The organism is Corynebacterium tuingiense, from assembly GCF_046718165.1.
GTDB lineage: Bacteria > Actinomycetota > Actinomycetes > Mycobacteriales > Mycobacteriaceae > Corynebacterium.
The window spans coordinates 288,747-309,025 of sequence record NZ_CP177101.1 but is presented as its reverse complement, the minus strand read 5'-3'; the positions used below and the strand labels follow the sequence as shown (position 1 = coordinate 309,025).

Genomic DNA, 20,279 nt, shown 5'->3' with positions numbered 1-20,279 from the left:
ATGGCAATCCCGCCGCGCCTTGCCGTGCCGCGCCGCCGCCCTGCCTATATCCGGTACCGCTGGTTAGCCCTGCTGCTGGTCGCCGCTATTGCCAAAGAGATCCCGCAAGAGGCGCTCCACGTCGAGGTCATCGCCTTCTTCCAGGCGGTCCTGGATTTCCGGTGGCAGCTCGGTAGGAATATCTTCGGGGAGATCGTCTTGCAGGTTCGGCAGATTGCGCAGGCGCTCAGAAATGTCTGGGCCCGCATCCTCGGTTTCGGTCACCGTGGTGGGCACCTGCGTGGTCGTGGTTTCCGTCACCGGTTCTGGCGCGGGCTTATCGGCATCGCTCGCGGCATTGCGCCACAAGAAGAACAGGGCGCCCGCCGCCAGGATGGCAACCACGGCGATGGCGGCAAAGACCCCGGCCATCCCGCCGTTTTTCTTTCCCCTGCCACGCTGGTCCGGGTCATAGTCCGACGGCACCGGCTCATACTGCTGCTGGGCGTATTGTTGCTGGCCATACTGTTGTTGACCGTACTGCTGGCCATACTGCCCACCGGGCTGCTGGTAGTTTTGTTGGTAATTCTGCTGGTAATCGGCGTTCGCGTCGAATTGCCGCGTCTCATTCTGCGGCTGCTGCGCACCCGGGAAATACTGCTGTGGGTGCTGGCTGCGGGCATTACCGGCCGCGTTATCTGGGACGCGGCCTATCTGGCGCGTGGCATCCTCGGCCGGGCCAGACCACTGGCGGGTCTCGTCAGTGCCGCGCCCATCATCATGAGAGCCTTTTCGGCCATTGGAACCGTTTTCACCAAAGCCATTATTTGTCATGCCTACCAGCTGTACATCATTTTCCTGTGAGTTCCCAGGGAATCTCCCAGACGCCAGCGTTGAACCGAGGGGAATGCTAGCCCTGCAGCTGCCGCGCCCGCAGCGCCCGACCGGTCGCGGTATCTTCTACGGCCAGCTGGCTTGGGGTGGCATCGGCGATGATCTGCCCGCCGTCCGCACCGGCGCCAGGGCCCATCTCAATGATGCGGTCCGCGCTCGCCAGAACGTTGAGATCGTGTTCGATGACGATCACGGTATGCCCGGAATTGACAAGCTTGTGCAGCTCCGCATTGAGCAAGGCAACATCGGCCGGGTGCAGGCCGGTGGTGGGCTCATCCAGCATGTAGACCGTGTGCCCGCGCCGCGAGTTGCGGGAGCGTTGCAGCTCCGTGGCGAGCTTGATGCGCTGCGCCTCACCGCCGGAAAGCTCCGGCGCGCCTTGTCCCAAGCGGAGGTAGCCCAGGCCCACGGCCTGCAGCGTGGCGATGGCGCGGTGGATCTTTAGTTCCTCGGCAAAGAATTCGGCGGCCTCATCCACGGTAAGCTCCAGCACCTCTGCGATGCTGCGCCCATGCCAGGTCACCTCGAGGGTCTCATCGTTGAATCGGGCACCGCCGCATTGCGGGCAGGTGGTATAGGAACCCGGCAAAAAGACCAGCTCTACCTCGATTTTTCCGGCGCCACCACAGGTGGGGCACTGGCCCTGCTTCACGTTGTAAGAAAAGCGCGAGACCGTCCACTTGCGCTCCTTGGCCTCCGGGGTGGAGGCAAAGAGCTTGCGTACGTTATCGAAAAGACCGGTATAGGTGGCCAGCGTGGAACGCGGGGTGCGGCCAATGGGCTTTTGGGAAATCTGCACCAGACGGGAGACCTTATCCAGGCCCTCTACCCCGGCAAGCGAGAACTCGTGGCCGCCCTCGTCCGCATCGTCTTTATCCTCATCGGCCACGGCGGTGGCAGATTCCTTGAGGGTTTCTGCCAGCACGGTGCTTACCAGCGTCGACTTACCGGAGCCCGAAACCCCGGCCACAGCGGTAAATTGCCCCAAGCCAAAGTCCACATCGAGCCCGTCTATACTGCGCGCGGAAATGCCGCGGAGGCGGAGGTGGTCGGAGGGGGTACGGGGGGCATCGGCAAGCGCGAGCTCACGCTGCGCCAAGGCGCGGGCGGTGGGGGTATCGGCGTCGTAGTCCTCGACCGGCCCGGAATAAACCACCTTGCCGCCGCCCTCACCGGCGTAGGGGCCAACGTCCACGAGCCAATCCGCCTGGGCCACCAGATCCATATCGTGTTCTACCAGCAGCACCGAATTGCCTGCGTCAATAAACCGGCGGCACATCTCCAGCACCGCCCCGCGCTCATCGGGATGCAGGCCGGCGGACGGCTCATCGAGCACATAGGCCACGCCAAAGAGGCCGGAACGCAGTTGGGCGGCGAGCCGGATGCGCTGCAATTCACCCGCCGAGAGGCTCTGGGTGGGCCGGTCTAGGCTCAGGTGCGCCAGCCCCAGCTCCAGGGCGGAGGTCAGCGCCGGCAGCACCTGCTTGAGCAGCAGATCCTCAGCGGAGTTTTCCTCCGGTTCCTGCGCGCTGAGTACCTCATAGACCCGGTCCAGTGGCAGGGCACCCAGCTTGTCGATGCTCATTCCCGCATACGTCACCTTGAGCGCCCGCGGGTTCAACCGTCGGCCGTGGCAGGTATCGCACTCGCGGGATTCCATGAAGGACAACGTGCGCTTGCGCAGCGATTCCGATTGGGTCTCCTGCAGCGTCTTGGTGAGGTAGCTGGCCACCGAGCGCCACGTGCCCTCATAATTGCGCTGGATCTGGTCCGCACCACGCAGCGGTTTTACGGTGACCACGGGGCGTTCTTCGGTAAATAGGATCCAGTCGCGATCTTCCTGCGGCAGGTCTTGCCAGGGCGAATCCAGGTCATAGCCTAAGTTCATGAGGATATCGTGGAAATTCTTCCCGGCCCACGCACCGGGCCAGGCCTTAATGGCGCCTTCCTCAATGGACAAGGTGGGATCGGGCACCATCGATTGCTCGGTGGGCTCGTGCACCACGCCCGCGCCCTGGCACTGCGGGCACATGCCCTCTGGGGTATTTGGGGAAAAGGCATCCGAGTAGAGGCCCTCAGGATTATCCCCGGCGCGCGAGTACAACAGGCGCACGCTATTAGATAGCGCGGAGACCGTGCCCACCGTGGAGCGCGCCCCGCCACCAGAGGTGGATTGCTGCAGCGCCACCGTGGGCGGCAGCCCCTCCACCTGGCTTACCTGCGGGTCCACCGCGGAGCTAATGAGCCGGCGCGCAAACGGCGCCACCGATTCCAGGTAGCGGCGCTGCCCTTCCCCGTGGATGGTGCCAAAGGCCAGGGAGGACTTTCCGGAACCGGAGACTCCCGTCACCGCGACGAGTTGGCCGCGCGGCATATCCACATCGACATTGCGCAGGTTGTATAAGTGGGCATCGCGAACCTTGATTGTCATGTCCGCGATCTTACCCGCGCACCAGCTTCCTAAGGCAACGCCTCAGCCCGACACCCCCGCACCCCTCCACACGCCACTTCGCCTACCGATCTGTCTACCAATCTGCCTAGCCAAGAATTAATTTCACACCTGCTCGGGGCGTTCCGGCTGGCGAGCGCGCCCTGCCAGCGCCAAGCCACTGCCAGTGAATATTTTCCCACCACGCTTATTGCTAGACTTCATTGTCTATTATGACGATTCCGCTTGGTCTATAAGCTAGAAGGTAGGGCTCCGCGTTGACCGCTAACACTTCATCCATCGCGCTGATAGGACTTGGCCCCCGCGGCATTTCCGTCCTCGAGCGCCTCGTGGCACAACTCAATACCGTGTCTCACCCGCCAGAGAAGCTAACGCTGCACCTTATCGATGACGCCCAGCACGGCGGCGGCAAGATTTGGGATGTCAACCAGCCCAAGTACCTGTGCATGAATACCTTCGCGCACGGCATGACGCTGTTTTCTGAACCCGGCTCCACCGTGGAGGCCCCAGTGGTTGAAGGCCCCACCATCTACGAGTGGATCCGCCTGACGCTTGGCGATGCCCACGTGTCCCCCGGCGCCCGCGATTACGTCGCCGCCCACCCACTCGATCCGCAAGTGGTTGAGGAATTTGGCCGCGCAGAACTGGAAAAATTGAGCCCCGAATCCTATTTGCCGCGCGCGCTGTACGGCCACTACATCCTGTGGGTCTTCCGCTCCGTCTTGCAGGATGTGCCGGAGTGGGTTGAGGTCAAGCAACACCACGCCCGCGTGGTGGATATTGAATCCCGCGAGGGTGCAGATATTTTGCACCTTAATAACGACACCACCGTTGCGGCCGGCTCCACCTTGGCGGTCACCGGCTGGCAAAACCAGGGCTATACCGAAAACGAGCGGTGGATCTTAAAGACCTTAGAAGAAAACCCCAGCCTGCGCTGGATTCGCGCCGATAACCCCATTGACCAGGGTGTTGACTCCATCAAGGACAATGAGAAGGTCCTCGTGCGCGGGCTTGGCATGGGCTTTTTCGATATCCTCATCCTCTCCACCGTGGGCCGCGGAGGCAAGTTCGTCGAGGATTCCTCCAAGCCTTGGGGCATGCGCTATGAGGCCACCGGCACCGAGCCCACCTTTGCAGCCGCATCCCGGCGCGGCTATCCCTTCCTGCCGCAATCCAATGAAGGCGCCCTCCCACCGGCCGCGGAGATCCCGCGGTTAAAGAAGGTCGTCGCCGAGCTATCCCACCGCACGGGCGCGCGCTCCATCAACTATGACACCGAGGTATGGCCTGCGGTCGCCCGCGATGCCTACCAGGCCTATATCGATACCCTCGCCCGCGTCGAGCCGGAGAGCCTGCGCGCCTCCCGCGAGGAGATCATCGCCGCCCTCGATGCCACCCCGGTGGATGCAGGCGTGGCCTATAGCGGCCTGGCCCAGCTCGATGAGGTCATCCGACGCTATACCACCAAGGATTTCAGCCTGCTGCGCTGGATGCACCTGCTCACGGAGGATTTTTCCAGCCAACAAGAGCTCACCGAGCACATAGTGCAGAGCCTGTGCGAGGACCTGGCAGAGGCCCAAAAGGGCCCGGATAGCCCGGTGCGCGCCGCTTTGTGGTCGGTCGGTTTCTCCCGCAAACCCACCCAGGTTCTGGGCGCCGAGGGCCGCTATACCCTGGAATCGCGCCACCACATGTTCGATAAGGCCATTTCCTTAGGCCAGACCACGTGCTCCGGCCCGCCGCCCTTCCGCACGCAACAATTGCTGGCGCTTGTCGATGCCGGCATTGTCAGCTTCGTCGGCGGCAACCCCGTCTTGGGCACGAATGCCGAAGCCGGCGAATGGACCATCAGCTCCAGCGCATCCGGCGGCAAGCGCATCCCGGGCACGACGCTTCTCGATGCCTGGGTGCACAAGCCCGATATCCGCCGCACCCCGCACGATTCCTTCATGCACTCCCTCGTGGAATCCGGGCGCGTGCGCGCCTTTACGGAAACCGCCAGCGATGGCATCGAGGTACCCACCGGCTCGCCCGCCGAGGACCCCGATACCCGCCAGGTCCACAACGCCGACGGCACCGTGGATGAGCGCCTGCACCTCGTGGGAATCCCCGCCCACGCCGAGTACCCGGATACCACCCTGGCCCCGCCGATTCCCGGCACCGATTCGTGGTTTATCCAGGAAGCCGATAAGGCCGCCGTGCACGCGGCCCAGGTAGCGCTCGGGCTGTCGAACCAGCAGCCCGAGCAGTAAGGTTAACCCCGGCCTAGGCGGGGGTCGCAGCCCGTATGTCCAAAGCGAAGAAGCGGGTAGGCAACCGCCTGCCCGCTTTAGCCGTTTTCTAGCAGCCCGAGTAACCTCTCGCGCAGCTCATTCTTCCGCTCCACCACAGCGGAGTCATCGCTGCCGCTGCGCGGGCGCGGCAACCCCACCTCGATGTCCTCGATGATGGTGGCTTCTGGCCCTGGCGACATCACCAAGATGCGGTCCGAGAGCAATACCGCCTCATCCACGTCGTGGGTGACCATGACCACCGTGCGGCGGTTTTCTTCCCACACGCTTAGCAATAGCGACTGCAGCTGACGGCGGGTGAGCGCATCCAGTGCGCCGAAGGGCTCATCGAGCAATAAAATATCCGAGCCGATGGCAAAGGCGCGCGCCAACCCGACGCGCTGCTGCATGCCACCGGATAGCCGCGACGGGCGCCTATCTGCAGCATGGCCCAGGCTAACCTCGTCAAGGAAGTCCTGCGCAATCTGGGTTCGCTCAGCCTTGGATAGCTCCGGGCGGGCCGAACGCAGCCCGAACTCGATATTCCCGCGCGCCGTCATCCACGGCAGGAGCGCGTGGTTTTGAAATACCACGCCGCGGTCTGGGCCTGAGCCGGTCACGGCCTCGCCTCGCGCGCGCACCTCGCCGGTAGAGGGACATGCCAGGCCCGCGATCATATTCAGCATGGTGGATTTGCCGGAGCCCGATGGCCCCAGCAGGGACACGAACTCGCCCTCTCCAATGGATACTGAGGTATCCCCAATGATCTTCGTTGGGCCGTAGCTTTTGGTAATACCAGCAAATTCGATATGGGCATTAGTCATAGCGCACCACTTTCTGCAGGGAGGCAACGAGGTAATCCAAGGCCAATCCGATGACACCGATCAGCACGATGACCACGACGATGGCGTCAATATCGAGGCGGTTCCACATATTCCACACAAAGAAGCCGACACCTTGCCCGCCGACGAGCATTTCCGCGGCCACGATGACCAACCAAGCGGTCGATAGCGATTCCCGCATGCCGGTGATAATCCCCGGCAGCGCGGCTGGGCCGACGATATAGAGGAGCTGTTGCATCCGGCTCGTGCCGAGCGTGGCCGCCAGGTTCTTATACGTGGGGTGAATCCCGCGGACGGCCTCGATGGTATTGAGCAGCGTCGGCCATAAAGCGGAGAGGATGATGACGAAGACGGCGGTATTCTCGGCATCGCGAAGCAGCGCCAATCCTAGTGGCAGCCATGCCAGCGGGGAGACGGGGCGCAGGATCTGGACAAAGGGATCCGTCGCGCGCCGGAAAGTAGCAGAAGACCCCAGCCAAAAGCCCAGCGGAATGGCTATCACCATGGCGATGGCAAAGCCGATGAGCACGCGGCGCAGGGAGGCGACCATATGCCAAAAAATGCCCACAGAGGCCGGCCCATCCCGGTAGAAGGGATCCGAAAGAATCTCTACGGCCCTATCCCAGGTGCGCGCGGGGGTGGGGGCGATATCGGAAAGCCAGCCCGCAGCCGCGACCGCCTGCCATATGGCGATGAAGGCAATAAAAAGCGCAATACCCAGGCCCATTGCCTTCCACGGGCTCTCCCGCCGTTTCTTCCGGCCGGCGGTTCGGCCTCGGTGGGGCGCTGCGGTGTGGGTGCCAGTGGAGTGCGCTGTGCTGGTGCTAGCGCTCTGATTTTTCAGTGTGGTCATAAGCGTGGGAATCCTTAACGCTGGTATCCGGCAGTGGGGTGCAGGGGATCGAAGGTATGGCCGTTGATTTCCACTGGGTCCGTAGTGAGATCGGCCTCGCGCGGCAAAACGGATTTTGTGACGTCTATGAGCGCTTGATCATCCATCGGCATTGCCTTTCCGCCCAGATCCCAGCGGGCCATTTGGGCGGCCATCCACGTAATTGCGGTGGCGGAGGTGCTGCCGCCGAACTTGATCATCTGTGGATCCACCATGTCCTTGCCGCCCCAGGTGGTGTAGTTTCCGGCCAAGGCGCGCGAAATCAGCTCTTCCTTCTGGTTCAGGTACTTCTCCTTGGCCAGCATGGAGGCCGATTCGTGGACGTGGTGCGGGCTATCGACGTACTGGGCGCCTTCGTGCAACGCCGCAACCACGCGGTCGCGCACGCCCCGGTCCACTTCCTTCGCCACGGCCACCGAGCAGCACGGATGGTTATCCCACATCTGGCGGGTAGGCACAAAGGCCCGGCCCGAGCCGGTAGTCAGGGCGCGCTGGTTGAAGGGCTCTGGGCCAATGAAACCGTCGATGGTACCGACTGAAAGTTGCGCCACCATATCGGCTGGGCGCAACAGGCGCAGCTCCACATCGGAAACCGGATCGACGCCGCCGGCCACGAGGTAATCGCGCAGCAAGAGGGCATGCACCGAGTATTCAAAGGGTATGCCCAGCACCATGCCCTTGAGATCCGCGGGCCGCGACACGGTATCCAGGTGGGAAGTGGACAAGGTCAGTGCCTGCCCGTTGGTGTTTTGCGTAAAAGCCAACTCGGTAGGCCGGGAGGCATTGGTGGCACCGGCATCGATGGCCAACGGCATAGGCGAGAGCATGTGCGCTACGTCTAAGGCGCCGGTGGCATAGGCGGTCCAGAGATCCGCCCATCCCGCGAATTTGCGCAGCTCAACGTTGAGGCCCTGCTTTGCAAAGGCGCCCAAGCCATCGGCCGCGACCAATGGTGACGCGCATGCGATGGGCACGAATCCGATGGTGAGGGATTCCCCGCCCTGCCCGGATTTCCCGGACTGAGCGTTGTCCTCCTGTCGCGCCGAGGAGCATGCAGATAGCACCTGCGAGCCGAGTGCTACCCCGCCCATTGCCATCGCGCTGCGCAGTATCTGCCGGCGCGACAGGTTCCGGTTATGCACCATACGTTCTTTCTTAACTAGACCAAGTGGTTTGTTCAGAATGAACCTAGGCTAGGTGTACCAAGGTGTCAATTTCTAAATTCACAGGTCAGCAAATGCGGTGCACACATTTATATTCACTCTAGACCTGCCTTTCTCCACAAAATAGACCTCTCGTTCTAGATTTATATGTGCCTTCGCGTTACGATGGCGCCATCAGTTAATAAACATCTGATACAAGGAGCAATTTAATGTCTGATCTCACCCCGAATCACAACGAAGGCGACGCTCTCGAGCCCATTGACGGCGAGAAGCTCAACGACCTAGCACAGAAGAACATCGACAACCCTGAGGGCGCTAAGAAGCACGTCCGCACCCACACCGAGGCTGACGGTTTCTTCCGCAATAACACCACCGTGCGCGACCACACCATCAAGGTGGGCGAGCCTTTGCCGCTGCTTGGCGATGACTCCGCACCCAACCCCACCGAGGTCGCCCAGGCTGGTCTTGGCGCCTGCATTAACGTTGGTATCCAGGCCATCGCCCAGCACCGCGGCGTTACCCTGACCAAGCTGGAGCTCGACATCGTTGGCGACATCGACCTCTCCCCAACCTGGGGCGTTGGTGACTTGGGCGAGGACAAGCGCCCGGGCGTTTCCGACGTCAACGTTAAGGTCAACATCGACGGCGACGCCGACAAGGAGACCCTACAGAAGATCGTGGACGACGCCATCAAGTGGTCCCCGGTTGTTAATACCTACACCCGCCCGGCCAACCTCACCCACGAGTTGGTCTAAGGTTTAGATAGATAACAGCGCCTGGCAAGTGCCAGGCGCTTTTCTTATGCTTTAGGAGTAACTACAGGAATTGCCACGATTCCCGCAGGCGCTCGAACCACCAGTCGCGGCGGTTGGCCGGGGCGGCCAAGGCGGACAGGCGGTCCGGTTCAGGGGCGAGGATCTCGGCGCGCAGGTGCCCGTCGTGTAGCTGACGCGGCGCGGTGACGTCTTCCTCGAAAAGGCTTCCCGTGGCCAGGCCCGCCGCAGCCGGGGTGACGTCGATGTCCTCGTCATCATAGATTTGCGGCAACGCCGCCACCGCTGCCAAGCCCATATTGATACCAATGGAGGTATCCAGCGCCGAGGCCACCGTAATATCCATGTGCCGTTCGCGCAGGTGCTGTGCCACCTCGAGGACGCGGCGCACCCCGCCCAGCGGTGCAGGTTTAACCACTGCTACATCGGCCGCCTGCAGATCCGCCACGCGGTACGGATCCTCCACCTTGCGAATGGATTCATCCGCGGCCACGCGCACAAAAAGCCCGTTGCGCATGAGCTGTCTGCGCACCTCCACCAGTTCCTCCGCACTCGCGCAAGGTTGTTCCATGTAGTCCAGCGGCATGAGTGCCTGGGCGGCCTCTACCGCCTCGGCTACGCTCCAGCCGCCATTGGCATCCACGCGCAGCACCGGGATAACGCCCCGGGCACTCACGTGTTCGCGGACGGCGTGGACGCGCGCGATGTCATCGGCAAGCGTCTGCCCCTTCTCCGCCACCTTGATCTTGAACGTCCGGCAGCCGGGGTAGCGATCCACAATCGCGGGTACCTCGCTGGCGGGAACGGCGGGAATGGTGGCGTTGACCTCTACCCACTCGCGGACGGGCTTTGGAAAACCCTCGTAAGCGGCCTCCAACCCGGCGCGCAGCCACGCGGCCGATTCCGCGGGCCCGTATTCCAGGAACGGCGCAAATTCACCCCAACCGGCAGGCCCATCAATGAGCAACGCCTCCCGCGTGGTGATGCCGCGAAACTTCACGGCCAGCGGGAGGGAGACTACGTGGGCGCGGTCGAGAACGTCATCGATGTTCATAGGCTCATGGTAGCTGGCACGCCGCTCGCGCTGCGGACCACAACCCATTGACCCCAGCCCCCACCCCGGCTACGTTGGTTCCTACCTACCCTGAAGGAGGAACCATGTTACTGGCAGAGGCATTAGCAGAGCGCGCCCAGGCGCAGGACCGGCTCAATGAGCTGCGCGAGCGCCTGCTCTCCGTCGTACGCGTGCAGGAGGGCGATACCCCGGACGAGGATCCGGCCGAGCTTTTGCGCGAGTTGGAGGGCATTACCGGGCGCATCGACAAGCTCGTGCAGGCCATCAATGCCACGAACGTGGCCACGGATTTTGATGGCGAGAAGAACCTGATGCAGGCCCTTGCGCTTCGCGATGGCCTCGTGCGCACCCGCCGCATCTACCACGACCTCGCCCAGGCCGCGGGCGCGCGCCAGGACCGCTATTCCCGTGCGGAGATTAAGTTTGTGGCAACGCTGCCGGTAGCAGAGCTGCGCAAGCGGGTCGATGACCTGTCCAAGCAGTACCGGGAGCTTGATACCCGGATCCAGCAGTTGAACTGGAATACGGAACTGATAACTCCATAGCGAAGCTTTAGTCATGCCACGCCGCGCGCGTGGCGGTAGCCTTTACGCACTTGCAGCGAGTATGCCCCCGCCTTCGAGGGGAAATTCGAGGACATCTAGGCACCCTTTGGCGTTAAAGGGTTGGGGAAGTTCGAGTCTTCCCACAGTATTGATGACCGCGCCAGCATAGGGTACACGGGTACATTGCGGGATAACCCCTCGCAGTTATTGAGTATCGATTATTACCAGCATGCTGGGCAGTGCGTAGAGGTGAGGGTTGGGAATGGGGACTAAACTTTTCGCGCCCACTATGCTGGGCGCTATGAGCGAGCAGAAGAAATACAGCACCGAAAATCCGTTCCGCGAGGAATTGTGGCGCCCGGTTGAGGGCTTTGGGGATCTCACGGACGTCACCTACCACCGGCTGGCGGCGGACGGCCGGAAGAATGGCATCGTGCGCATCGCCATCGACAGGCCGGAGGTGCGCAATGCCTTCCGGCCGCACACCGTGGATGAGCTGTATCGCACCTTGGATCACGCCCGCCGCACCCCGGATGTGGGCACGATCCTGCTTACCGGCAATGGGCCCTCGCAGAAGGATGGCGGCTGGGCGTTTTGTTCCGGCGGTGACCAGCGCATTCGCGGCCGGTCGGGGTATCGCTACGCCACCGAGCACGCCCACGATGATGCGACGGCGGATGAATCCAGCGTCGACGAGGCCCGCGCCAAGGTCGAAGGCGGCCGCCTGCACATCCTGGAGGTCCAGCGGCTTATCCGCACCATGCCCAAGGTGGTTATCGCCGTGGTCAATGGGTGGGCCGCCGGCGGCGGGCACTCGCTGCACGTGGTCTGCGATATGACCGTGGCCTCCCGCCAGGAGGCGCGCTTTAAGCAGACGGATGCGGACGTCGGATCCTTCGATGCGGGCTATGGCTCGGCCTACCTGGCCAAGATGGTGGGCCAGAAATTCGCCCGCGAGATCTTCTTTTTGGGCCGCACCTACGATGCCCAGCGCATGTATGAGATGGGCGCGGTCAATGAGGTCGCAGACCACGGCGAGCTCGAGGACACCGCCATCCGCATGGGCCAGGAAATCAATATGAAATCCCCCACCGCCCAGCGCATGCTGAAATTCGCATTCAACCTTACCGATGATGGCCTGATGGGCCAGCAGGTCTTCGCCGGCGAGGCCACCCGCCTGGCTTATATGACCGATGAGGCCGTCGAGGGCAAGCAGTCCTTCCTGGACAAGCGCGAGCCTAACTGGGACGAATTCCCCTATTACTACTAAGGAGTGCCCCGCACCGTGCTCATCGCATTTTGTATCCTGCTTGCGCTCCTCGCCGTCGGGGGCGTTCTCGGCTCGCGCGTGTGGATGCTGCGCCGCATTAAAGAAGCCGAGGCCAATAACGAGCGGCCCTTTGATCAAGAGGACACGTACCGCTGATTCCCGCATCGACTCACCCCGGCCGCAACCGGGCTTTGTCCCGCCGTAGCCTTAAGATCTACTGCCGTGACTATCCTCGCCCCCTTGCCCGTTGATCCGCATGACCCCGCGGCCATCCTGCCGGACCTCGAATCAGCCATTGCCGGTAGGTCCTGCTTTTTGCCGCTGCCGCTTGCCGATGCCACCCGCGCCACCCTCCTGCGCAATTCCCAACGCGCCGGCGAGCCCATCGCCGCGGACATCGCGCTCGTGGTCTCCACCTCAGGGTCCACCGGCACCCCAAAGGGCGCTCAACTAACGCCGGCCAACCTGGTCGCCAGCGCCGATGCCACCCACCAGGTCCTCGGTGGCCCTGGGCAATGGCTCTTGGCGATGCCCGCCCACCACATCGCCGGCATCCAAGTCCTCGTCCGTTCCCTGGTGGCCGGGGTGGATCCGCTCTGCCTCGATCTCAGCGCAGGCTTTAATATCTCCGCCTTCGCCCGCGCCGCCGCGGAGCTCTCCCGCACCGGTGATCGCACCTACACCGCGCTGACCCCGCTGCAACTGGCCAAGGCCATGGATACACCGGAAGGTATCGACGCGCTCCAGAGTTTCGATGCCATCTTGGTGGGCGGGGCCGCCATCCACCCGCGCCTGCACGCCGCGGCCACGGAGCGGGGCATCACTATCACCACCACCTACGGTTCCTCCGAAACCGCCGGCGGCTGCGTCTACGATGGCCGCCCCCTGCCCGGGACGACCGCCCGCGTCCAAGACGGCCGCATCCTACTCGGCGGGCCCACCATCGCGCAGGGCTACCGCAACGCCCCAAGCCACGAGGCGTTTCCCGGAAACGGGTGGTTTGCCACTTCCGATGCCGGCGTCATCGAAGATGGCATCCTCACCGTAACCGGACGCCTCGATAATGTCATCGACTCCGGTGGGCTCAAGCTGCACCCAGAGGTCTTGGAACGCGAGATCCTCCGCGTGCCGGGTGTTGAGGAGGCGTGTGTCGTCGGTATCCCGCACCCGCGGCTGGGCCAGGCCATCGTGGCCGCCTATACCGGTAATGCCGAGCTTGGCGATATCTTCGAAGCCCTCGAAGACGCCGAACTTCCCCGCTGGCAGCTGCCTAAGGACTTAAAGCGCCTCGCGGACTTTCCCACCACCGGCCCCGGCAAGATCGACCGCCAGGCCGTTGCCGCCCTCTTTAGCGCCTAACCTCCACCGCGGGCCCCGGCCTCGACTCCGGCCTCGGCCCCGGCTTCCTGATTGCTAAACGCTGCCAGCCCAGTGGCACAATGGTGGCTATGACTTCATCAGCCGGTAATTATTCCGCTACCGCACAGGATTGGATCAATGGCGCCCGCCCGCATACGTGGGCTAATGCCTTCGCACCCGTTATCGCCGGTACGGGCGCGGCCTTCGGCATTAATAGCGGGCATATCGGCCGCGCGGTGCTCGCGCTCATCGTGGCGTGGGCGCTTATCATCGGCGTGAACTTTGCCAATGACCATTCCGATGGTATCCGCGGTACCGATGATGACCGCACCGGCCCGCAGCGCCTGACCGGCAGCGGGCTTGCGCAGCCGCGCCACGTGAAATACGCCGCCTTTGGCTGCTTTGCCGTCGCCGGTCTGGCCGGAATCTTCCTGTCGCTGGCCGCTGGTGCCTGGTGGCTCATCCTCATCGGTGCGCTGTGCATCGCCGGCGCGTGGTTTTATACCGGCGGCAAGAACCCCTACGGCTACCGCGGCCTGGGCGAGGTCGCCGTCTTTATATTCTTCGGCCTCGTCGCCGTGCTCGGCACCGAATTTACCCAAGCCGGCCGCATTTCCTGGACGGGCCTGGCCCTGGCCATCGGCATCGGCGCCATGAGCTCCGGGGTGAACCTGGTCAATAATATCCGCGATATTCCCTCCGATGCCGAGGCCGGCAAGATCACCCTCGCGGTGCGGCTGGGCAATAAGAACGCCCGCCTGCTTTTTACCGGCCTGCTGCTCTTGCCCTTCGTGCTCACCATCGCGGTTGCCTTCGGCAGCTGGCTCGCGCTCGTCGGCCTTGTCTACTTCCCATTTGCACTCCGCGCTGTGCGCACCGTCAATCGCGGTGCCACCGGGGCCGAGCTCATCCCCGTGCTGGGGCTGACCGGGCGCGCCATGCTCATCTGGGCAGTGATCGAGGCCATCGCCGTCGCCCTGGTCTAGTCCGTGCTTAGGCTTGCGCGCCTAGGCCTCTGTGCGGCCTTCCAATTCGGCCTGCACCCACTGCTTATGCGCCTTGCGCTGCGCGGAGTATTCCGCCAGCGTCTGCGTGGCCTCGATGCGCCAGTTTTTAAAGATCAGCATCGATAGCGGCAGGGCGACAAAGAGCGCCAGGAGCGCTGCCATGAGGACGGGGATGGGGAAACCAATCGCTACCGCCAGCAGCTCAATGACCGCGGTGAGCGCGATAAAAAGCACCACGCGCGCGAGCCCGTATTTCCAAAGCGCCTTGCGCGAACGACGGCGCAGTTCGGGGTCTGGTTTAGGTGGCTCAGGGTTGTGCGTCATGGGGGTCGATTGTACGCCGTACAGGTAGAATAATCCGCATGGGTCGACTAATCCTCCTACTGCTTTTTGTCCTCGCCGCCTACCTGGTGTGGAAGGCCTTTGGGCCATCATCCTGGAAGTCCCGCCAGGTTGAAGAACAACCGCGTTCCATCAAGGGCCCCGATGATGACGAGGAATTCCTGTGGAACCTGGAAAAGGAGCGCTTCAAGCAGCGCCGCAGGCAGGAGGCCGAGGAAGAAAACGCCGCCAGCGCCGCACTCGCGACGCCGACGGCAACAATGGTTCAAAGGGCCCGAACGACAACCAGGATTAATCCTTTGGCACGAAACGCATCTCAAGTCCCAGCGCTTCTGCCACGGCGGTAACCTTTTCCCACCGCACGCCTGCCCCACCGTGTTCGATGGTGTGGAGGGTGGAGCGGGAGATGTGGGCGGCATCGGCAAGCTGCTGCTGGACGATGCCCAACTCACGCCGCCGCTGCGCAATCTGCGCGCCCAAGCCCAGGATGAGCTCGTTATCGCCGGCGGGCTTACCCTGCTTATTGCGCGGGCTATGGTTCGTGGCCATTTAGTTCAGCCCCGCATAGGAGTGCAGGCCGGAGACCACCATATTGATGAAGAAGAGGTTGAATACCATCGCCGCCATGGCCAAAACGTTGATCCACGGCGCCGCCTTGCGGAAGGCCGGGGTCGCCCGCGCGTGCAGGTAGGCCGCATAGAGAATCCAGGTGGCAAAGGACATGGTTTCCTTCGGATCCCAGCCCCAAAAGCGACCCCACGCGGATTCGGCCCAGATGGCGCCCAAGATGATGCCCAGGCCCAAGGTGGGCAGGGTGATAACGGCCAAGCGGTACGCCAAGCGGTCAATCTTGGCCGCGGATGGCAGCGGATAAGCCAGAGCACCAAAGATGCCACGCTCCGCGTTTTTTGGCTGCCATTGGCGCAACAGGGTCAATAGCGAGATGATGCCGGAAATGATGCCGATGGACGCGCCCAAGGACACCACCGTGACGTGAATGGGCAGCCAGTGCGATTGCAGGGCCGGCACCACAGGTGCGGACTCCGCATATAGCTTGGTGGAGCCGTAAAACATCAGCGCCAGCACAGGGGTAAGGATCCACGGCCAGACCGTGCGCCATTCCTTGCGCTGCATGGCGATATTGCCCACCAAGAGCACGCCGAAGGACACCATCAACACGTACTCGTAAAGGTTGCCAAACGGGAAACGGCCCGTGGCCAGCCCGCGCAGCACGATGGCCGCGGCGTGCAGGGCAATGCCAACCCACATCAGTGAGCTGGTCATGCCGCCGAGCTTATCCAGCTTGCGTTCCTTCTCCGCGACTTCTTCCTCGCTCAAGGTTGCGGCCGCAGACGCCGCCTCAGCCTCGTAGTCGGTGCCTACATCCGTTGCGCCCGTGCCGGTTGCAGCGTCAGCACCGGTATCGCCGCCGCCAGCCCCGGCGGCGGGAGCAGCCGCGGCAGCCTCGGCCCCGGCGCCGACCAATACCTTGGACGCCTCCGAGCGGTTGACGCGACGCGCCTCGATGAGGCTACGTATGCGGCCGTAGTACAACAGCGACATAAGAAGCGCGACGCAGTACACCACGAATGCGGTCTGCACCGCGAGATCCGAGAAGTTCGACAGATGCTGATCGATCTGCAAGGGAGTCCACCTAGCCTTCACACGTGCGGGATGATGCTGATTACCTTACTCATGCAAACAGCGGGATCCAACTATAGTTGGATCAATCATCAGTATAGAGTTTGTCTTCTTCCACCTCATCTGGATCCGGAAGCTCCAAGAGCGCGCGGTGCAGCTCGTGGAATTCCTCGGACCAGCCGGCGCGGTCGGTGCGGGCGAGACCACCCATCTCGATGGCGGTACCGCCAGCGGAATCCGGCCGCAGGCGAATATAGACGCGGCGGCGCTTAATCATCAACGAGGCCACGAGGGATACCAGCATGACAAGTGCTGACACCAGCACCCACTTCTGGAATGGGTCATAGGAGACCTGATAATTGGCAAACTCATTGGCACCGTTAAAGGTGATCTTGGTGCCGTCATCAAGCGTGACGTCATCGCCCTGGCTCAGGTTCACGCGGTCGATCTTCTGCAGCTGCCCGGAGTGCACGAGGCTTGAATCCAGCGAAAAGAGCGACTGCGGGGTACCTGTATCGAGGCCGGCATCGCCGCGGTAAATATCGACCGCCAGCGCCGGATCATTCAGGCCCGGGTGGGAGGACTGCAAAAGCTTGCCGTTTTCACCGCTCCACTCGGCCGTCGGGGCGAAGAGGCCTTGGATGGCCAGCTGGTTTTGGCGGCGCTCGAAAAGATCCGGGTACATGCCCGCCGGCGGGTCAAAGCGCAGCACGCCCGAAGACAGGAAGAAGGTCGTGTCAGTGGGCTGGAATTGGATGGTCTGCGTGCGCTTTTCACCATCCGGCCACTCCACCGTCACCGTCGGCGCATAGCCATGCCCCTGCAGGTAGACGCGGTTTTGCGCCAGCCGCAGCGGGTGGTTGACCTTGAGCTCATAGTCCTTCCATTCGGAAGAATCCTTATAAATATCGTCGCCCTCCGCGTAAGAAACGTTGGAGGTAAACATCTCCGCCTGGCCATTGGGCAGGTACTTCGCGGTAAAGTCGTGCGCGGTCATGCAGAAGGGGTGGAGCCCGGTGCCATCGAAAAGCGGTCCTGCCCGGAAGGAGTCAAAGTTCGAGGTGGAAGTATTACAAAACTCCGTGGACTGCTCCAGCGAAGTATTGCCGCCCTGCGAACCGGACTCTGTAACCACGATGACCTGGCCCTCGTAGTTGACCAGGCGGCCGGCGGCCACGGTGACCAGGATCGCCACCAACGCGACGTGGAAAATGAGGTTGGCCAGCTCGCGGCCGTAGCCGCGCTCGGCGGAAAAGGCGTGCACCCCGGCGCGGTCCTCATCCGGGGTGTATTCGGCCACGCGCCACTTTTTCAGGCGCTTGTGGATCTCCGCGCTGAGTTCTTCCTCGCTCTTTCCCGAATGCCCCTCGGCGCTGAGCGGTAGGCGGTGCAGGTACTTCGGCGCGCGCGTGGGCTGCGTGCGCCACGCCTTGTAGTGATCGATGGAGCGCGGAATGATGCAGCCAATGAGCGAGACCGTCAACAGCAGAAAGATGGCTTGGAACCAGATGGAGGAAAAGACATCAAAAAGCTGCAGCTTATCGTAGATTTCCGCCACGGTGCCATTGGATTCGATGAACTCCTGCACGTTCTGCTCGTTCAGATCGCGCTGCGGCAAGAGGGAGCCGGGGATGGCGGCGAGCGCCAGCAGGAAAAGCAGGGCCAGCGCGGTGCGCATGCTGGTAAGCCAGCGCCAGGCTTTGCGGATATATTTCACGTTTCTCCTAAATGAGGGTTGCGCCGTAGTCCACGGTCCATTTCTGGATATAGGAAATAAACTCGCCCCACAGGCCGGTAATCAGGGCAAGGCCTACGAGGATCATCGCCACGCCGCCGATAATCTGAATGGTGCGCGAGTGCTTGCGGGCCCACGAGATGGTGCGCATCGCCCGCGCGGACCCCAGCGCCACCAGCAGGAACGGTAGGCCAAGGCCCAGGCAATAGCCCACGATGAGCAAGGCGCCGCGGGCGGCGGTCATGCCTTCGGTGCCGGCGGAAATGGACACAATCGCCGCCAGCGTGGGTCCCAGGCACGGCGTCCAGCCAAGCGCGAAGACTCCGCCCAAAAGCGGCGCGCCCAGCCACGTGGTCCAGCGCTTTGGCGCCAGGCGGGTATCTTTCTGCAGCGCCGGAATCGCGCCCAAGAAGACCACGCCCATCAAGATGGTGATGCCGCCGCCCACGCGCATCAGCGTATCGGCGTTGAGCGTGAGCGCGGAAATCGCGCCAAAGACCGAGACCGTCGCCAGCACAAAGACCACGGTAAAGCCCAAGATGAATAGCGCTGCCGCCAGTACGACGGCCCATTGCCTGCGCTTGCCGACGCCCACCCCCAGCCTCTCGTCATAGCTCACCTCACCGCCAACCACGCTGGCGAGGTAAGAGATATAGCCGGGCACCAACGGGATGACGCAGGGGCTGGCAAAGCTGACAAGACCCGCCAGAGCCGCGGCGAGAATGCCGAGGATCAACGGGCCGGAGGTGGCAGCCTCGGCAAACGAACCGCCGATATTTGCTGCGTAATCCATTTATTCCTTTTCTAACTTATCCACAACATCCATCACGTCATCGGTAGTGATGGACCGCAAGAAAACGGTAGCCGGACGGTGTTGCTTATCCAAGACGATCGTGGTCGGCACCACGGACGTAGGCACGCCGCCGAGCGCCGCGGCCGTCTTAAACGGCGGGTCATAGATGGAGGGGTACTCCAGGCCGTTATCGTCCAAGAAGTCATTGGATACCTGCGGGTTATAGTCGCGCACGTTGATGCCTAAGACCGTACCCAGGTCGCGTTTTTGCAGCTCTGCGTGCACCGCCTGCAGGTCATCGGCCTCAGCGCGGCACGGCGCGCACCACTGGCCCCAAGAATTCAAGACCACGACTTGGCCCTCGTAATCGTCCAAAGAAATGGTCTTATCCGTATCGCGGACATCGGCGCCGCTGAAGCTGCGCAGCGGTTTCCTATCGGCTTCCTCGTAGTGGATTTCCCGCTCCCCACCCGGGGAGATGAATTCAAACTCGCCGCCGGTAGCCACCGCGTTTTGTGCATTGTCGGCGTCCTGCGTACAGGCGGTCAAGGTCAGGGCGGTTATAGAAAGCGCGGCTGCCACAACGCGCGTTGCCGCATGGGTGCGTGTGCGTGCCATTAAATCTCCTGCGCCGGCGAGGAATAGAAGATATCGGTGACCTGGTTATCCTCAAAAAGCAGCGAGGTTACCGAGGCCAACGCGCACTCGCGGTTCCACGGCGCATGCGGCAGGCGCTGGCCCAGCACCGTGCGCTGCACCATCACGATGGGCAGCTGGTGGCTCACCAGCACGGCCTCGTGGCCTTCTGCCGCGGTATGCGCGCGGTCGACCGCACCGAGCATGCGCTCGGCGATGCCCTCATACGCCTCACCCCACGACGGCTCCAGCGGGTTGACCATCTTCGGCCAGTGCCGCGGGTTCCACAGCGCCGAGCGCAAACCCTTGGTGCGCAGGCCCTCGAATTGGTTACCGGACTCGATGAGCGTCTTATCGACGTCCACATTTAGCCCCGTCAACTGCGCAATCGGCCGCGCCGTTTCCTGCGCGCGCTGCAGCGGCGAGGCCGCCAAATAGGTCACATCATGATCGCGGAAGCTTTCCGCCGTCCGCGCGGCCATGGAATGCCCGCGCGAGGATAGGTGGTAGCCCGGGATGCGCCCGTACAGAATCTTGCCCGGGTTGTGTACCTCGCCATGGCGCACGAGGTGAACGATGGTGCGTGTCATGTCTCTCCTTGTTGAGCAGGCCTA

At 62.7% G+C, this 20,279-nt stretch carries 21 protein-coding genes; 8 read left to right on the top strand and 13 right to left on the bottom strand.

Going from position 1 to position 20,279, the window contains the following annotated elements; genetic code table 11:
• Positions 1-63 precede the first annotated feature (63 nt).
• On the bottom strand, positions 64-813 hold the full coding sequence (locus ACLI1T_RS01525) for a hypothetical protein (RefSeq protein WP_349853336.1): 750 nt from the start codon (positions 811-813) through the stop codon (positions 64-66).
• Positions 814-889: 76 nt separating this feature from the next.
• Positions 890-3,304: an excinuclease ABC subunit A gene (locus tag ACLI1T_RS01520; protein WP_411702863.1), complete on the bottom strand. Its 2,415-nt coding sequence runs from the start codon at positions 3,302-3,304 to the stop codon at positions 890-892.
• Positions 3,305-3,579: 275 nt separating this feature from the next.
• Between ACLI1T_RS01520 and ACLI1T_RS01515 the strand changes: the two genes are divergently transcribed.
• On the top strand, positions 3,580-5,574 hold the full coding sequence (locus tag ACLI1T_RS01515) for an FAD/NAD(P)-binding protein (protein WP_411702862.1): 1,995 nt from the start codon (positions 3,580-3,582) through the stop codon (positions 5,572-5,574).
• A 77-nt stretch (positions 5,575-5,651) separates the two neighbouring features.
• Here ACLI1T_RS01515 and ACLI1T_RS01510 read toward each other — a convergent pair whose 3' ends face one another.
• From ACLI1T_RS01510 to ACLI1T_RS01500, 3 genes are read right to left on the bottom strand one after another with little or no spacing between them, the layout of a single operon-like run.
• Positions 5,652-6,416, bottom strand: a complete 765-nt coding sequence (locus tag ACLI1T_RS01510; protein WP_411702861.1) for an ABC transporter ATP-binding protein — start codon at positions 6,414-6,416, stop codon at positions 5,652-5,654.
• Positions 6,409-7,287 carry an ABC transporter permease gene (locus ACLI1T_RS01505; RefSeq protein WP_411702860.1) on the bottom strand — a complete coding sequence of 293 codons (879 nt, stop codon included), beginning with the start codon at positions 7,285-7,287 and terminating at the stop codon, positions 6,409-6,411. Before ACLI1T_RS01505 ends, ACLI1T_RS01510 begins: the two co-directional genes overlap by 8 nt.
• Positions 7,288-7,301: 14 nt before the next feature.
• On the bottom strand, positions 7,302-8,471 hold the full coding sequence (locus tag ACLI1T_RS01500) for an ABC transporter substrate-binding protein (RefSeq protein WP_411702859.1): 1,170 nt from the start codon (positions 8,469-8,471) through the stop codon (positions 7,302-7,304).
• 227 nt (positions 8,472-8,698) lie between these two features.
• Between ACLI1T_RS01500 and ACLI1T_RS01495 the strand changes: the two genes are divergently transcribed.
• Positions 8,699-9,244 carry an OsmC family protein gene (locus tag ACLI1T_RS01495; RefSeq protein ID WP_239268790.1) on the top strand — a complete coding sequence of 182 codons (546 nt, stop codon included), beginning with the start codon at positions 8,699-8,701 and terminating at the stop codon, positions 9,242-9,244.
• Between the two features lie 61 nt (positions 9,245-9,305).
• On the opposite strand, the gene ACLI1T_RS01490 is transcribed toward ACLI1T_RS01495, so the two are convergent.
• Positions 9,306-10,316: an o-succinylbenzoate synthase gene (locus tag ACLI1T_RS01490; protein ID WP_411702858.1), complete on the bottom strand. Its 1,011-nt coding sequence runs from the start codon at positions 10,314-10,316 to the stop codon at positions 9,306-9,308.
• A 104-nt stretch (positions 10,317-10,420) separates the two neighbouring features.
• Between ACLI1T_RS01490 and ACLI1T_RS01485 the strand changes: the two genes are divergently transcribed.
• The 5 genes from ACLI1T_RS01485 to ACLI1T_RS01465 all read left to right on the top strand — a co-directional run bounded on the left by ACLI1T_RS01485 (position 10,421) and on the right by ACLI1T_RS01465 (position 14,497).
• Positions 10,421-10,882, top strand: coding sequence for a DIP1984 family protein (locus tag ACLI1T_RS01485; RefSeq protein WP_126318209.1), 462 nt, complete (start codon positions 10,421-10,423; stop codon positions 10,880-10,882).
• Between the two features lie 301 nt (positions 10,883-11,183).
• Positions 11,184-12,152, top strand: a complete 969-nt coding sequence (locus ACLI1T_RS01480; RefSeq protein ID WP_239268796.1) for a 1,4-dihydroxy-2-naphthoyl-CoA synthase — start codon at positions 11,184-11,186, stop codon at positions 12,150-12,152.
• Positions 12,153-12,167: 15 nt separating this feature from the next.
• Positions 12,168-12,308, top strand: a complete 141-nt coding sequence (locus ACLI1T_RS01475) for a hypothetical protein (RefSeq protein WP_411702857.1) — start codon at positions 12,168-12,170, stop codon at positions 12,306-12,308.
• A gap of 66 nt (positions 12,309-12,374) precedes the next feature.
• Positions 12,375-13,511 carry an o-succinylbenzoate--CoA ligase gene (gene menE, locus ACLI1T_RS01470; protein WP_239268798.1) on the top strand — a complete coding sequence of 379 codons (1,137 nt, stop codon included), beginning with the start codon at positions 12,375-12,377 and terminating at the stop codon, positions 13,509-13,511.
• 80 nt (positions 13,512-13,591) lie between these two features.
• The gene (locus ACLI1T_RS01465) at positions 13,592-14,497 is read left to right on the top strand and encodes a 1,4-dihydroxy-2-naphthoate polyprenyltransferase (RefSeq protein WP_411702856.1); all 906 of its coding nucleotides are present in this window, start codon (positions 13,592-13,594) and stop codon (positions 14,495-14,497) included.
• Positions 14,498-14,518: 21 nt separating this feature from the next.
• Here the strand turns inward: ACLI1T_RS01465 and ACLI1T_RS01460 are convergent, their stop codons facing one another.
• Positions 14,519-14,842, bottom strand: a complete 324-nt coding sequence (locus ACLI1T_RS01460) for a DUF4229 domain-containing protein (protein WP_411702855.1) — start codon at positions 14,840-14,842, stop codon at positions 14,519-14,521.
• 38 nt (positions 14,843-14,880) lie between these two features.
• Between ACLI1T_RS01460 and ACLI1T_RS01455 the strand changes: the two genes are divergently transcribed.
• The gene (locus tag ACLI1T_RS01455; RefSeq protein WP_411702854.1) at positions 14,881-15,207 is read left to right on the top strand and encodes a hypothetical protein; all 327 of its coding nucleotides are present in this window, start codon (positions 14,881-14,883) and stop codon (positions 15,205-15,207) included.
• Here the strand turns inward: ACLI1T_RS01455 and ACLI1T_RS01450 are convergent.
• The 6 genes from ACLI1T_RS01450 to ACLI1T_RS01425 form a co-directional block, all read right to left on the bottom strand.
• Complete coding sequence (locus ACLI1T_RS01450) at positions 15,152-15,409, bottom strand: helix-turn-helix domain-containing protein (RefSeq protein ID WP_239268805.1); 258 nt, start codon at positions 15,407-15,409, stop codon at positions 15,152-15,154. The two genes, ACLI1T_RS01455 and ACLI1T_RS01450, sit on opposite strands and share 56 nt — an antisense overlap.
• Positions 15,410-16,504 (bottom strand): c-type cytochrome biogenesis protein CcsB, encoded by a 1,095-nt coding sequence (gene ccsB / locus ACLI1T_RS01445; protein ID WP_411702853.1) that lies wholly within the window; start codon positions 16,502-16,504, stop codon positions 15,410-15,412.
• An 82-nt stretch (positions 16,505-16,586) separates the two neighbouring features.
• Positions 16,587-18,218 carry a cytochrome c biogenesis protein ResB gene (locus ACLI1T_RS01440; protein WP_349853352.1) on the bottom strand — a complete coding sequence of 544 codons (1,632 nt, stop codon included), beginning with the start codon at positions 18,216-18,218 and terminating at the stop codon, positions 16,587-16,589.
• Positions 18,219-18,225: 7 nt separating this feature from the next.
• The gene (locus ACLI1T_RS01435) at positions 18,226-19,029 is read right to left on the bottom strand and encodes a cytochrome c biogenesis CcdA family protein (RefSeq protein WP_411702852.1); all 804 of its coding nucleotides are present in this window, start codon (positions 19,027-19,029) and stop codon (positions 18,226-18,228) included.
• The gene (locus tag ACLI1T_RS01430) at positions 19,030-19,647 is read right to left on the bottom strand and encodes a TlpA disulfide reductase family protein (RefSeq protein WP_411702851.1); all 618 of its coding nucleotides are present in this window, start codon (positions 19,645-19,647) and stop codon (positions 19,030-19,032) included.
• Entirely contained in the window at positions 19,647-20,255 is a 609-nt protein-coding gene (locus ACLI1T_RS01425; protein ID WP_349853355.1) for a histidine phosphatase family protein, read from the bottom strand. Before ACLI1T_RS01425 ends, ACLI1T_RS01430 begins: the two co-directional genes overlap by 1 nt.
• Between the last annotated feature and the right edge of the window lie 24 nt (positions 20,256-20,279).